This window comes from Vibrio sp. 1078-1 (assembly GCF_033340475.1).
Genome location: NZ_JAWOWM010000604.1, coordinates 1 through 592, shown reverse-complemented (window position 1 = coordinate 592; position 592 = coordinate 1). Strand labels below are relative to the sequence as shown.

The window sequence follows — 592 nt, the reverse complement described above, 5'->3', positions numbered from 1 at the left end:
ACTATTACGAGATCTTAAGAAGTGATTCAGGCGTGCGTTTGAAAACACTTGAGATTGAAACCGTTACCGTGTTGGACAGCAAAATGACACTGCCAGAGGCGGTAGAGGCGTTAGAGCATAGCGCCCTACCCGCGCTCCCCGTAACAGATGCTGACCAAACTCTCATTGGTGAGGTCGATTGGCAATTTGCATTAAGTACGCAACGAGAAATCTACGAAGCGCGCTTAATGGCCGGTACTGGTATGGATGAAGGCGATGACTTATTTGCGCCAGTACTAAAAAGCTCACAAAAACGTGGCGTGTGGTTGGGCATCAATTTGCTGACTGCAATTTTAGCCTCTGTCACTATCGGACTGTTTGAAGATGTGATTGCTCAAGTGGTGGCTTTGGCCGTGCTCATGCCAATCGTTGCATCGATGGGTGGCATCGCGGGCAGCCAAACGCTCACTCTGATGGTTCGTGCGATGGCGCTTAATCAGATCACTCCAGGTAACCGTTTCAAGCTATTGAAAAATGAACTGGGTATTGGAGCTCTGAACGGCATTGCTTGGGCACTGATTATCGGCGGGTTAGCCGGATTGTGGTTCCAATC

1 protein-coding gene is annotated in these 592 nt (G+C 49.3%); it reads left to right on the top strand.

The window, feature by feature from the left end; translation table 11 throughout:
* On the top strand, positions 1-592 hold a 592-nt coding region (locus tag R7190_RS29050), incomplete at both ends, for a magnesium transporter (protein ID WP_318138091.1).